Below are 12,115 nucleotides of genomic sequence, written 5' to 3' on the forward strand. Positions count from 1 at the left end.
TAACGCAACCGCCATAAAACAGTGCAGGCCTTCGATTACGAACTTGACTTATAACGATCGAAAACAATTGAACACTTCTATCGCATAAGCCAACGCTAGTTGCCGCCGAACGGCATCAACACGAGCAAATCCGGGCCCTCCACGGGGCTTGTTTTTTCTCCCGTAGTTGGCGTAGAGTTTGTTCACTGTGTTTGCATGGGTCGCTTGGAATCGTGACCTGGGCAGTAGCCTACAAGTTAGCTACATCCCGTTCGACGTCTTCTTACTTTCCTGCAACCAGCCCCAGTACTCTTTCATAAGAAGGAGGCTGTCATTAATTTTTTGCGTCAAAGGAATAAGAAATGTCCACACGTCAGAGCGGTACCGTCAAGTGGTTTAACGACGAGAAAGGTTTTGGTTTTATCACTCCAGAAAGCGGTCCGGATCTGTTCGTGCATTTCCGCGCTATTCAGGGCAACGGCTTCAAGAGCCTGAAAGAAGGCCAGAAAGTGACTTTCGTTGCTGTGCAAGGCCAGAAAGGCATGCAGGCTGACGAAGTACAAGCAGAAGCCTGATCTTCTGTAACGAAAAAGCCCCTGATGCTGATATCAGGGGCTTTTTTGTGCGCGTAAATCCGTAAAATGGCTTCTTTTTTCCGTCCAGAGGCTGCCATGTCGAAACACCTGCTCCAACCCCAGGGCGACTTTCCCGCCGCCACCCTGGGTCGTCGCCTGGCAGCGATGTTCTACGACTTCTTGTTGTGTACCGCCCTGCTGATCGTCACCAGCGGCATTTACAAGATGATCCAGATGGCGATCCTCGGCGAAAACAAAATGCGCACCCTGACCGAAGCCGGCGCGCTGGACGGCGATCCATTGCTCTCAACGGTGCTGCTGTTTGTGCTGTTCGGCTTCTTCGCCAAGTTCTGGACTTGGTCCGGCCAGACCCTGGGCATGCAGGTCTGGTGCATACGCGTGCAAAACGCCGACGGCTCATCCATCAGCCTGTGGCAGGCGTTGCTGCGCTTTGTGGTGTCGATCGCGTCCTTGCTGTGCGTCGGGCTGGGTTTCTTCTGGTCGCTGTTCGACAAACAGAAACGCAGCTGGCATGACATCTACTCCAATACTCAGCTTGTTCGCATTCCAAAGAAGACCAAGTAGTTCAGCCATACGAAAACCACTGTGGGAGTGAGCCTGCTCGCGAATGCGGTGTATCAGTAAACATTAATGTCGACTGATACTCCCTATTCGCGAGCAGGCTCGCTCCCACAGGTTCTGTGACTTATCTGAAAGATCTCAGGCGTTGCCGGCCAATTTCATTCGCGCTGCCTGTGTGAAATCGAGCATGCGCTTGAGCGGCCGAATCGCCTGTGGAATCAACGCAGGATCGACAAAGATCTCGTTAGTCCCTTCCTTCAAGCTCTTGAGCGTGCGCTCAAGGGTATTCATCGCCATCCACGGGCAATGTGCGCAACTGCGGCAGGCTGCGCCGTTACCGGCCGTTGGCGCTTCGATGAAGACCTTGTCCGGGCACAGCTGCTGCATCTTGTAGAAGATGCCGCGATCAGTGGCGACGATAAAGGTCTTGTTTGGCAGACTTTGCGCTGCCGCAATCAACTGACTGGTGGAGCCGACGGCATCCGCCAACTCGATCACCGACGTCGGCGATTCCGGATGCACCAGAATTGCTGCGTCCGGGTACAGCGCTTTCATGTCTTCGAGCTGCTTGGACTTGAACTCTTCGTGAACGATGCAGGCACCGTCCCACAGCAGCATGTCTGCGCCAGTCTGGCGCTGGATGTAAGTGCCCAGGTGTTTGTCCGGGCCCCAGATAATGGTTTCGCCGTTATCCATCAGGCTTTCGACGATCTCCAGCGCGCAGCTTGACGTCACCACCCAATCCGCCCGGGCTTTGACCGCCGCCGAGGTGTTGGCATACACCACCACGGTACGTTCCGGGTGCTGATCGCAGAACGCCGAGAACTCGTCCACCGGGCAACCCAGGTCCAGCGAGCAGGTCGCTTCCAGGGTCGGCATCAGGATGCGTTTTTCAGGGTTGAGGATTTTGGCGGTCTCGCCCATGAACTTCACACCGGCGACCACCACGGTTTTGGCCGGGTGAGCACTGCCGAAGCGAGCCATCTCCAGCGAGTCGGAGACGCAACCACCGGTTTCTTCGGCCAGGGCCTGAATGACCGGATCGCAATAGAAGTGAGCAACCAGCACCGCGTCCTGAGCCTTGAGCTCGGCAGCGATGGCGGTACGGTAATAGGCCTCCTCCTCGGCAGTCAGCGGTTTGGGCTGTTTGGCGTCGAGGTGGGCTTGAACCAGAAGGCGTTCGGAAATCTGCGTCATGTTCGCAAGACCTGCAGGCGCTTTCGCGCGAAAGTCGAGTATACACCCGGCTCTGGACCCTTCAGGGTACCGCCGGGAGAGTGAGTATCATCAGGCACGGACAACGTTGAAGCTGCGCAAGGCTACAGAATATCCCGTGGATGCAAAAGATGATTCTGACCTGCGTCACGGGTTGCAGCCCGGAACTGGGCGAGCTCAAATCGCGGGCAAAAAAAAATCCGGAAATCCTCACTTGCGTGGGCCTTCCAGACTTTTAAAACTGCTACAAAAATGGTGGGTCGTGTGGGATTCGAACCTACGACCAATTGGTTAAAAGCCAACTGCTCTACCAACTGAGCTAACGACCCGCTGTGTGGTGGCGCGTATAATACTGATTTTTAAGGACTATTCAACACCTAATTTGAAATAAATCAAAAATAAGGTGTTGGGTCGCTGATTCCGGCCGCCGCGAAGCCTTCTGCACGCAGTCGGCAGCTGTCGCATTTGCCGCATGCACGGCCATTATCGTCGGCCTGATAGCAGGAAACAGTCAGACCATAATCGACGCCCAGCTTCACGCCCGCCTGGACGATCTGCGCCTTGCTCAGGTTCTGCAATGGCGCCTGAATGCGGAAACCATTCCCCTCTACACCGGCCTTGGTCGCCAAATTGGCCATGCGCTCGAAGGACTCAATGAACTCGGGACGGCAATCCGGGTAACCGGAGTAATCCACCGCGTTGACACCGATGAAGATGTCGCGGGCACCGAGTACTTCAGCCCAGCCTAACGCCAGCGACAAAAATACCGTGTTGCGCGCCGGCACGTAAGTGACTGGAATGCCCTCCCCCAGCTCCTCCGGAATGTCGATGCTGCTGTCAGTCAGTGCCGAGCCGCCCATACCGTTCAGGTTCAGACCGATCACCTTGTGTTCGATTACACCCAGGTCGCGCGCAACACGTTCGGCGGCGTGCAATTCGGCGTGAGACCGCTGACCGTAATCGAAGCTCATGGTGTAGCAGCTGTAGCCTTCAGCGCGAGCCATGGCCACAACGGTTGCGGAGTCGAGGCCGCCGGACAGCAGAATGACTGCACGTTTTTCGGTAGTGTTCAGTTGTTCAGTCATTTCAGCGCCCCGGCTCGTCATTCCAAAGATATTTATGCAGCTGCAGTTGCAGGCGCACTGGCAGGTTGTCCGCCACCACCCAGTCAGCCAGATCCCGAGCATTAAGGTCATGGTGACTTGGCGAGAACAGGACTTCACCCGCACGTTGATCCAGACCGTACTGAATCAGCTTGGATACAGCCCAGTCGTAGTCTTCCCGCGAGCAGATGACGAACTTCACCTGATCGTTGCGCGTGAGCAGTTCGATGTTCTCGTAGCGGTTGCGGTGGGCTTCTTTCGAACCCGGGGTTTTCAGGTCGACGACGCGACTGACCCGTGGATCGATCGCCGAGATATCCAAGGCACCGCTGGTTTCCAGCGAGACCTCATAACCGGCGTCACACAACTGCTTGAGCAATGGGATAGCGTTGGGTTGTGCCAGCGGTTCGCCGCCGGTGACACAGACATAACGCGGACGAAAACCGGCCACTTGCTCGAGGATGTCGTCGAGCGTGCGAATGGTGCCGCCAGTGAAAGCATAAGCGCTGTCGCAATATTGGCAACGCAATGGGCAACCGGTCAAGCGCACAAAAACAGTGGGCAGCCCGGCAGTCCGCGTTTCACCCTGCAACGAGTAGAAAACTTCGGTGATTCTCAATGTGTCTTGCATAGTCGCCACGGGCATAACAGCTAAACAGGCTGTCCGCCTCCGTCAGGCACTTCAAGGAACCCCGCCAACGCGCAGATCCCGAAAAGCGTGTTTCATAAAAAGGGCGTGAATTCTAACGAAAAAACCCGCGACAAGCGCGGGTTTCTTCGAAACAGGTCAAGCAACCTTACATCTTTTGCAGATCACGCTGGGCCAACTGAGCGGCGGAAGTGCCCGGGTACTGGGACACGACCTGTTGCAGAATGCCTTTGACCTTGTCGGGATGACCAAGGCGACGCTCTACATCAGCCAGCTTGTACAGCGAATCAGGTACTTTTGGATGCTTGGGATACAGTTGCGAAACCTTGGCAAACGCCTGACCTGCACCTTGCAGATCGCCTTTGGCCAGGTTCACTTCGCCCAACCAGTACTGGGCATTACCCGCATACTGGCTGTTCGGGTATTTGCGCAGGAAAGCGGCAAAAGCCTGGCTGGCCTTGTCGAAATCCTTGGCTTTGATCAGGTCGAAGGCTGCATCGTAATACAGTTTTTCCTTCGCCGGATCAGCCGGCTCGCCACCCGCGGCGGGTGCTTGAGCGGCTGCCGCTCCTGCGGCTGCCCCCGCTGCTGCACCGGGGGCATTCAAACTGCCACCGGAGGAAGAATTCTCAGGAGTCGCGGCTGGTGCAACGCCGGTTCCTATGCGCCGATCAAGATCCTGATATCGCTCCAGGTTCTCTTGCTTCATGCGCGCTACATCATTTTGCAGAACTTCGATGATGCCTTGTTGGCGCGAGATCTGCTCCTGCATTGATTGCAGTTGGTTGAACAGCTCGCCCTGTGCCGAGACAGGGGCCGAAACCCCTCCCCCGGCATAGGCGCCGTTCGTACCGTAACCTGCAGGCGGATTACTAGTCCCGCTATTGGTATAGCCGGAGTCGTTATCGACCACAGGAACCGCAGCCCACACCGCAAGCGGTGCGAGGCTGAGAGCCAAAACAGTTACAGCACGACGGCACGTTCGCATGACGAATTACTTACGCAGTTCGACGCGACGGTTTTGAGCCCAGGACTGCTCGTCGTTGCCGGTAGCAACTGCACGCTCTTCGCCGTAGGAAACCAGTTCCAGCTGAGCTGGGGAAACACCTTGCAGTACCAGGTAACGCTGAACGGCTTTCGCACGACGCTCGCCCAGTGCCATGTTGTACTCACGAGTACCACGTTCGTCGGTGTTGCCTTCCAGAACAACGCGAGCGCCGTTTGCTTTCAGGTCCTTGGCGTGAACGTCCAGAGCGCGCATGGCTTCTGGCTTCAGGTCCGAACTGTCGTATTCGAAGTAGAAAGTGGTGATTGCGCGCAGTGCAGCTTCTTCGCTCAGGGAGCCGTCAACTGCACCAGTGTTTGCGCCGTAACCAGCGTTTGGATCTACAGCGCCTTCACCGGCATTGTCGCCGCCTTTGGACGAGCAACCTACAGCTACAGCCATGGCCAGAGCCAGCGCAGCAAATTTACCAAACTTCAGCATTTCCATCGTAAAACTCCTAATGAACCCCAATGTGTTAAGTACAACGTGTAGCGCCGCGTCAGTTCAGGTAAGGGGACCAGGAAGGTTCTCTGACTTCGCCTTGAGCGGTAGGAAGCGGGAGCCTTACGCGTCCATTAATGGACACGAGCATCAAGACTCCCCGGCCCTGCTGGCGGGTGGCGTAGATTACCATGGTGCCGTTGGGCGCGACAGTAGGCGACTCGTCCAGAGTGCTATCAGTGAGGATCTTTACACTACCGCGCTGCAAATCCTGGGCCGCCACCTTGAAATTAGTGAAGCCTTCCTGACGATGGATCATCACCAGGGTCTTTTCATCGGCCGAAAGCTTAGGGTTGGCGTTGTAGTTACCGATAAAGGTCACACGTTCCGCACCACCACCGCCTGCGCTGGTTTTGTAGATCTGCGGCTTGCCGCCACGGTCCGAGGTGAAGTAGATGGTCGAACCATCCTTGCCCCAGAACGGTTCGGTGTTGATGCCAGGACCGTTGGTGACGCGAGTGATCTGACGCGAACCCAGGTTCATCACGTAGATGTCCGGGTTGCCATCTTTCGACAGTACGAATGCCAGACGATTGCCATCAGGCGACCAGGCTGGCGCGCCATTCAGGCCTTCGAAGTTGGTGATCTGCTCACGGCGACCGGTGTCGATGTTCTGCATGAAGATACGCGGACGCTTCTGCTCGAACGACACATAAGCGATACGCTTGCCGTCCGGTGCGAAACGCGGCGACAGGATCGGCTCGCGCGATTGCAGCAGGGTCACGGCACGGGCACCGTCATAGTCCGAACGTTGCAGCGTGTAGCGAGTGTTCTTCTCGGAGAAACGCTCGGCCGTCACGTACAGCAGACGAGTCGAGAACGCACCTTTGATACCGGTGAGTTTTTCGAACGACTGGTCCGCGATGTAGTGCGACATGTCGCGCAGTTGATCGACGCTGCCCGACACGCTGCCGGTCAGCACTTGCTGCTCGGTGGCGACGTTGAACAGTGCGTATTGAACCTGCAGGCGACCGCCCGCAGGAGCAATGCTGCCGACCATGACGTACTGGGCGCCCAGCGCCTTGAAGTCACGGAAGATGATTTCGCTGGCCTGGCTTGGCTGGCTGATCATGTTCTGTTTTGGAATCGGCGAGTAGTAACCCGAGTTGCGCAGGTCGTTACCGATGATTTCGGCCATGTCATCCGGCAGCACGCTGCCGCCCTGGTTGCCAAACGGAACGACTGCGATCGGGGTGGCCCGATCACTGCCGCTGGTGACCAGAATGTTTTTTTCATCTGCTGCCGCTATGCCTGCCATGCAGCAGATAACGACAAGCATTCCTCGAAGAAGGTTTCTCACAAGGCTAGATCCTCAGGTGTGAATGTCATCTTGAATGAACGATACGGAGCGAAATCGCTCGGCTTCATTCCCTGCATTTCTGTCAAACGTCCAATATTCTTCACTGCTGCTACTGCCGAAGCGTCAAACGGACCATCGCCACTGGACTTGGCCACACTGACCGAAGTCAACGTACCGTCCGGCAACATGCCGATTTGCAAAACGACTGTCATGCCTTTACGGGCCGAAGGTGGACGAGCCCAGCCTTCCGCTGCACGAGCACGGATCAGATCATCGAAACTACCGGCGACTTCGTCACCCTGCTCATCCGCCAAGGCCTGCTGACGCTGCGGCGTGTCGGAAAGCAAATCTGCCAAGGCCTGAGCCTTTTTCTCTTCGGCGGATTTACGTGCTGCTTCCTGCGATTTTTTCTTCGCAGCATCGGCAGCAGCTTTCTTCTTCGCGTCTTCCGCGACTTTCTTCTTCGCGTCTTCAGCTTCAGATTTCTTCTTGGCGTCTTCCGCGGCTTTCTTCTTCGCGTCTTCGACGATCTTTTTCTTCGCTTCTTCAGCGGCCGCTTTCTTGGCCTCTTCTTCAGCTGCTTTCTTGGCTTCTTCTTCAGACTTCTTCTTGGCTATATCAGCCAATTGTTTCTCTTCGGCCTTTTTAGCTTCGGCGGTCTTCTTCGCTTCATCGGCTTTCTTGGCTTCATCAGCCTTTTTAGCCTCTTCCGCTTTCTTCGTCTCGTCGGCCTTTTTGGATTCTTCGGCTTTTTGAGCCGCATCTTCCTTCTTTTGTTCCGCGGCTTTGATCGCTTCCTGTTCGATCTTTTTCTGTTCCATCTGTTCGACTTCGGTCTGGCGCGCGGCGGATTTCTTCGCCTCACCCGCAATCTTCTGATTGGTCTGGGTGGTCGCCTGACTTTTCGATTTCAGTTGGTACAGGGTCGCCTGGACAATCGGCTTGGCCGGCGGCAGTTCGGGCGTGAAGGCAAAACTGACAAACAGCATGCCGAAAACCAGCACGTGCAAGACAAGCGCCCAGACACTAGGCCAGAAGTAGCTTTCCGAGGCGGACGGCTCTCGCATTTGCTGCATCAGGGTGCCTCGGTAATCAAGCCAACATTACCGACCCCGGCTTTCTGCAACCCGCCCATGGCGCCCATGACGGAACCGTAGTCGACGGTCTTGTCGCCGCGGATGAACACCTGGGTACGCTTGCCACCTTCAGTGCCGGCGCGAATGATCTTGGTCACGGCGTCAGTCATCTGCGGCAAGGTCATGGCCTTGTCCTGTTGCTTTTCAGTGTCGACTTCGCTGCCAAGGTTCCAGTAGTAGGTCTTGTCAGCCTTGATCGAAATGGTCAGGACCTGGGTGTTGTTGTCCTGCGGCAAGGCTTCGCTGGAAACCTTGGGCAGATCAACTTTCACGCCCTGATTGAGCATCGGCGCGGTCACCATGAAGATGACCAGCAGTACCAACATCACGTCGATGTAAGGCACCACGTTCATCTCGGCAACCGGCTTGCGCTTTTTGCGAGCTCGAGCGATTAAAGCCATTGGAAATTACCTGCTTATTCTTCGCTGGTGTGCACTTTGCGGTGCAGGATCGCCTGGAATTCATCGGCGAAGGTGTAGTAACGGCCCAGCAGGGTTTCACTGCGAGCAGCAAAACGGTTGTAAGCGATAACGGCCGGGATGGCGGCGAACAGACCGATCGCGGTTGCAATCAGTGCCTCGGCGATACCTGGAGCCACAGTGGCCAGGGTTGCTTGCTGGGCAGTGGCCAGACCACGGAAGGAGTTCATGATCCCCCAGACGGTACCGAACAGACCGATGTACGGGCTGACGGAACCTACGGTCGCGAGGAACGGCAGGCTCTGCTCGAGCTTTTCTTCTTCGCGGGAAATGGCGACGCGCATGGCACGGGCCACGCCTTCCATGACCGCTTCCGGGTCAACGCCTGGCTGCTGGCGCAGACGGGAGAATTCCTTGAAACCGGCACGGAAGATCTGCTCTACGCCCGAATCCGGATCAGGGTTGCTGCCGGCCTGACGGTAGAGTTTGGACAGGTCGATACCCGACCAGAAGCGCTCTTCAAAGCTCTCCAGGGCGCGTCGACCGGCGCGCAGCAGGTTGCTGCGCTGAAAGATCATGATCCATGAGGTCACCGATGCGGCTACCAGGATCAGCATTACCAGTTGCACCACGATACTGGCATTGCTGACCAGGCTCCACATGGAGGAATGGTCGACGACGTTAGCTTCCACGCTTTATCTCCTGCTTTGAGTGTGTACCCGCGCCGCTCACGTCGGCAAAGGCCGCACGTAGAGCTTCGGGAATGGCCCGGGGTTTTAAACTTTCAGTGCGCACACAGGCCACCAGAAACTGCCCTTCGCAGAGCAGCGCATTATCCGTGGCTCGCCTGACCTGCTGCTTGAAGCGCAGGCTGACACGGTTCAATTCGATTACTTCAGCGCTTACCAGCAGTTCGTCATCCAGTCGCGCCGGCGCGTGGTAGCGCGCTTCGCTGGAATGCACGACGAACAACAGGTCCTCGCCTGCAAGCTGGGACTGGGCAAAGCCCAGCTCCCGGAGCCGCTCGGTTCGAGCCCGTTCCATAAACTTGAGGTAATTAACGTAATACACGATGCCGCCCGCATCGGTGTCCTCGTAATAAACGCGACAACGAAGTGCGAAAGGCTCAAGCCCGTTTTGCGCGCGCATACTCTAGTGCTTACTCCTCAGGTTGCCAATCCGGCCAGGCAACTGTTTTTCATTGATTCACGGCTTTCTGGCGAAAGTACGGTCCTGAGACCGCACAAACCCCGAATAAATCAGCGCGCAAAGGTTACTAATCGTCCACGGCATCGAGGAACTCGTCTACCACGGGCATCTCACCCAATCGTGACGGGATGTTTAAACCGAAGTGCAGGTACGCATGCCGGGTCACCACTCGCCCCCGCGGCGTACGCATGATGTAGCCCTGCTGGATCAGGTACGGCTCCAGCACGTCTTCAATAGTGTGGCGCTCTTCACTGATGGCGGCGGCGAGGCTATCGACCCCGACCGGCCCACCGTCGAACTTCTCGATCATGGTCAACAACAGACGTCGATCCTGGTGATCGAAACCACGTTCGTCGACATCCAGCAGGTTCAAGGCCAGGTCGGCGATCGGTTTGGTGATGTGGCCCTTGGCGCGAACTTCGGCGAAATCCCGAACCCGGCGCAGCAAGCGGTTGGCGATCCGCGGCGTACCACGGGCACGACGGGCGATTTCGAAAGCGCCTTCCGGGTCCAGCGGCAAGCCGAGGATATTCGCCGAACGACTGACAATCGTTGCCAGGTCGGCGGTGTTGTAGAACTCCAGGCGCTGGACGATGCCGAAACGGTCACGCAGCGGATTGGTCAGCATCCCCGCCCGCGTCGTCGCACCGACCAGGGTGAACGGCGGCAGATCAAGCTTGATCGAGCGCGCGGCCGGCCCTTCGCCGATCATGATGTCGAGCTGGAAATCTTCCATGGCCGGGTACAGCACTTCTTCGACTATCGGTGAGAGCCGATGGATTTCATCGATGAACAGCACGTCGTGCGGCTCAAGATTGGTCAGCAGTGCAGCCAGATCACCCGGGCGCTCAAGCACCGGGCCCGACGTGCTCTTGATCGAAACGCCCATTTCCTGGGCGATGATGTTGGCCAAGGTGGTTTTACCCAGCCCCGGCGGGCCGAAAATCAGCGTGTGGTCCAGCGATTCATTGCGCCCACGAGCCGCCTGGATGAACAACTCCATTTGCTCGCGAACGGTCGGCTGGCCAATGTACTCGGCCAAGCTGACAGGACGAATCGCCCGGTCCTGGACTTCCTCGCGGTCACGAGGGCCAGGTGTGGCGGTAATCAGACGATCAGCTTCAATCACTTAGATCATTCCCTTCAGGGCACGACGAATCATGTCTTCACTGCTCAAACCTTTCTCCTTGATCGCAGAAATCGCCTTGCTGGCTTCCTGCGGCTTGTAGCCGAGGGAGATCAGCGCGCTGACCGCGTCATTTTCGGCGGTGGCGACCGGCGTCGTGTCTGGCCCACCCGGCTGGTTGGGTACCAATGCGAACATCGCCGGCACCGTTTCCCAGGCCTTGAAGCGATCCTTGAGTTCCACCAGCAAACGCTCGGCAGTCTTCTTGCCCACGCCCGGCACCTTGGTCAGGGCCGAGGTGTCCTGGGACTGTACGCAACGAACTAGTTCATCGACTTCCAGGCTCGACATCAGGGCCAGGGCCAGTTTCGGCCCGACACCATTGAGACGGATCAACTCGCGAAAAAAGTCTCGCTCGCGCTTGCCGAAGAAGCCATAGAGTAACTGCGCGTCTTCGCGTACGACCAAATGGGTGTGCAAGGTCAGCGGTTCACCGACCGACGGCAAGCGATACAGCGTGGTCATGGGCACTTCCAGCTCATACCCCAGACCGTTTACATCCAGAATCAGGTGCGGCGGCTGTTTCTCAGCCAGAGTGCCGCGCAAGCGTCCAATCACGTTTCAGATCCTTGAGCGTTGGCCAGATCAGTGCTGGCGACTGACAGAACAAGGGTTTTGCGCCGACGACACAGGCGCAAAACCCTCGTTCCATAAAAATTGATTGCTGATGCTATCAGAGACGCAGGCGCCCGCCACGACTGCGTGCCGTACCCAGGCCATGCGGCAACAGGCTGGAACGGGTGTGAGCATGGCAAATGGCAATGGCCAGGGCATCCGAGGCATCGATCTGTGGTTTGCTGGTCAGTTTCAACATATGCATGACCATCATTTGCACCTGCTCTTTATTCGCCGCGCCGGTCCCGGTCACCGCCTGCTTGACCTGGGTCGCCGTGTACTCAGCGATTTCCAGGCTTTCTTCAGCGCCGGCGACGATGGCTGCGCCGCGGGCCTGGCCAAGTTTCAGCGCAGAGTCGGCGTTGCGCGCCATGAAGACCTTTTCGATGCCCATGGTCACCGGGCCGTAGGTCTGGATGACTTCGCGGACACCGCGATAAACGATTTGCAGGCGTTCATGCAGCTCGCCGGAGCCTGTGCGAATGCAGCCCGACGCCACGTACACGCACCCACGCCCGGTATCACGCACCACGCCATAACCGGTAATGCGCGAACCGGGGTCGATACCAAGAATTAAAGTCATAACGCCTGCGGGTTAAGT

Annotated in this window: 15 protein-coding genes and 1 tRNA gene; 2 read left to right on the plus strand and 14 right to left on the minus strand. The window is 57.1% G+C overall.

Going from position 1 to position 12,115, the window contains the following annotated elements; translation table 11 throughout:
* The first annotated feature begins 341 nt into the window (after nucleotides 1–341).
* Together ACYZUA_RS25205 and ACYZUA_RS25210 are read left to right on the plus strand one after the other, a co-directional pair.
* Nucleotides 342–554 (plus strand): cold-shock protein, encoded by a 213-nt coding sequence (locus ACYZUA_RS25205; protein ID WP_003227496.1) that lies wholly within the window; start codon nucleotides 342–344, stop codon nucleotides 552–554.
* A gap of 96 nt (nucleotides 555–650) precedes the next feature.
* Nucleotides 651–1,139, plus strand: a complete 489-nt coding sequence (locus ACYZUA_RS25210) for an RDD family protein (protein ID WP_461961047.1) — start codon at nucleotides 651–653, stop codon at nucleotides 1,137–1,139.
* Between the two features lie 135 nt (nucleotides 1,140–1,274).
* Here ACYZUA_RS25210 and nadA read toward each other — a convergent pair whose 3' ends face one another.
* The 14 genes from nadA to ruvC all read right to left on the minus strand — a co-directional run bounded on the left by nadA (nucleotide 1,275) and on the right by ruvC (nucleotide 12,097).
* Nucleotides 1,275–2,333: a quinolinate synthase NadA gene (nadA, locus tag ACYZUA_RS25215; RefSeq protein WP_461961048.1), complete on the minus strand. Its 1,059-nt coding sequence runs from the start codon at nucleotides 2,331–2,333 to the stop codon at nucleotides 1,275–1,277.
* Nucleotides 2,334–2,604: 271 nt separating this feature from the next.
* Nucleotides 2,605–2,680, minus strand: a tRNA-Lys gene (locus tag ACYZUA_RS25220).
* 63 nt (nucleotides 2,681–2,743) lie between these two features.
* On the minus strand, nucleotides 2,744–3,436 hold the full coding sequence (gene queC, locus ACYZUA_RS25225) for a 7-cyano-7-deazaguanine synthase QueC (protein WP_461961049.1): 693 nt from the start codon (nucleotides 3,434–3,436) through the stop codon (nucleotides 2,744–2,746).
* Between the two features lies 1 nt (nucleotide 3,437).
* Nucleotides 3,438–4,085, minus strand: coding sequence for a 7-carboxy-7-deazaguanine synthase QueE (queE, locus tag ACYZUA_RS25230; protein WP_461961050.1), 648 nt, complete (start codon nucleotides 4,083–4,085; stop codon nucleotides 3,438–3,440).
* Nucleotides 4,086–4,251: 166 nt separating this feature from the next.
* Complete coding sequence (gene ybgF, locus ACYZUA_RS25235) at nucleotides 4,252–5,091, minus strand: tol-pal system protein YbgF (protein ID WP_461961051.1); 840 nt, start codon at nucleotides 5,089–5,091, stop codon at nucleotides 4,252–4,254.
* 6 nt (nucleotides 5,092–5,097) lie between these two features.
* Entirely contained in the window at nucleotides 5,098–5,595 is a 498-nt protein-coding gene (gene pal / locus ACYZUA_RS25240; RefSeq protein WP_461961052.1) for a peptidoglycan-associated lipoprotein Pal, read from the minus strand.
* A gap of 52 nt (nucleotides 5,596–5,647) precedes the next feature.
* Nucleotides 5,648–6,928 (minus strand): Tol-Pal system beta propeller repeat protein TolB, encoded by a 1,281-nt coding sequence (gene tolB, locus ACYZUA_RS25245; RefSeq protein ID WP_166675809.1) that lies wholly within the window; start codon nucleotides 6,926–6,928, stop codon nucleotides 5,648–5,650.
* Between the two features lie 17 nt (nucleotides 6,929–6,945).
* Nucleotides 6,946–8,025 carry a cell envelope integrity protein TolA gene (tolA, locus tag ACYZUA_RS25250; RefSeq protein ID WP_461961053.1) on the minus strand — a complete coding sequence of 360 codons (1,080 nt, stop codon included), beginning with the start codon at nucleotides 8,023–8,025 and terminating at the stop codon, nucleotides 6,946–6,948.
* Nucleotides 8,025–8,477, minus strand: a complete 453-nt coding sequence (gene tolR / locus ACYZUA_RS25255; RefSeq protein ID WP_161807482.1) for a protein TolR — start codon at nucleotides 8,475–8,477, stop codon at nucleotides 8,025–8,027. The genes tolA and tolR overlap by 1 nt, the downstream gene beginning before the upstream one ends.
* Before the next feature lie 23 nt (nucleotides 8,478–8,500).
* The gene (gene tolQ / locus ACYZUA_RS25260; RefSeq protein WP_008147369.1) at nucleotides 8,501–9,196 is read right to left on the minus strand and encodes a protein TolQ; all 696 of its coding nucleotides are present in this window, start codon (nucleotides 9,194–9,196) and stop codon (nucleotides 8,501–8,503) included.
* On the minus strand, nucleotides 9,186–9,653 hold the full coding sequence (gene ybgC / locus ACYZUA_RS25265; RefSeq protein WP_084318967.1) for a tol-pal system-associated acyl-CoA thioesterase: 468 nt from the start codon (nucleotides 9,651–9,653) through the stop codon (nucleotides 9,186–9,188). The genes tolQ and ybgC overlap by 11 nt, the downstream gene beginning before the upstream one ends.
* Before the next feature lie 127 nt (nucleotides 9,654–9,780).
* Nucleotides 9,781–10,842, minus strand: a complete 1,062-nt coding sequence (gene ruvB / locus ACYZUA_RS25270) for a Holliday junction branch migration DNA helicase RuvB (RefSeq protein WP_046049660.1) — start codon at nucleotides 10,840–10,842, stop codon at nucleotides 9,781–9,783.
* Complete coding sequence (gene ruvA / locus ACYZUA_RS25275) at nucleotides 10,843–11,457, minus strand: Holliday junction branch migration protein RuvA (RefSeq protein ID WP_046049661.1); 615 nt, start codon at nucleotides 11,455–11,457, stop codon at nucleotides 10,843–10,845.
* Between the two features lie 115 nt (nucleotides 11,458–11,572).
* Nucleotides 11,573–12,097 carry a crossover junction endodeoxyribonuclease RuvC gene (gene ruvC, locus ACYZUA_RS25280; RefSeq protein WP_008147379.1) on the minus strand — a complete coding sequence of 175 codons (525 nt, stop codon included), beginning with the start codon at nucleotides 12,095–12,097 and terminating at the stop codon, nucleotides 11,573–11,575.
* Nucleotides 12,098–12,115 lie beyond the last annotated feature (18 nt).

The sequence above is a fragment of the Pseudomonas sp. LS2P72 genome (genome assembly GCF_054897865.1).